The organism is Blastococcus sp. CCUG 61487, from assembly GCF_005222955.1.
Lineage (GTDB): Bacteria > Actinomycetota > Actinomycetes > Mycobacteriales > Geodermatophilaceae > Blastococcus.
In genome coordinates this window covers 1-568 of record NZ_LWUA01000196.1, presented here as the reverse complement: position 1 = coordinate 568, position 568 = coordinate 1, and the positions used below count along the sequence as shown (strand labels likewise).

At 56.3% G+C, this 568-nt stretch carries 1 protein-coding gene; it reads right to left on the bottom strand.

The window, feature by feature from the left end:
• Nucleotides 1–290 precede the first annotated feature (290 nt).
• A partial coding sequence (locus tag A6V29_RS10225; RefSeq protein ID WP_137160191.1) for a copper-binding protein occupies nucleotides 291–568 on the bottom strand: 278 nt, incomplete at its 5' end.

The window sequence follows — 568 nt, the reverse complement described above, 5'->3', positions numbered from 1 at the left end:
CATCGGTGATGCGGCGATCGCCAGGCTAATGGCGGCAAGCGCAAGCGCATTCAAGTTCAAAAAAGTCATGGAAATCTCCGTTTGGTACTCGTTTGTGACGGCGCTTAGGCCGGGGCGGTACACTCGCTAGTGCTTCATCCCCAGCATGGTGTGGTCCATTCCCGGTTTATTCGTCGTTGGGTCAACCTGCTAGGGTGGCGTCCGCATGAATTTTCTTCGAGATTCTTTCCTCTTATCTTTTGACTCTGGACTGGACGACGCCGTTGGTGCGGCGACGTCCAGGAGCAGGATCATTTGCCTTTCTGGATTTTGGTTACCGCGAAGCCGGTGTCTGATTTCTCCGCCTCGAACGTGACCTTGTCACCCACCTTCACCTGCTTGAGCATGGCGGGATCCTTGACGCGGTAAACCATCGTCATGTCCTCATCCATACCAAGGCTCTTGGCAGGTCCATGCTTCAGGGTAATCTTGCCCGCGCTCTCGTCGATTTTCTTGACTTCGCCCTTGATGTCTTCCGCCGCAGCGGCTGTGACCAACAAGGCCGCCGCGAGCACAGCGCCCGCCGCTT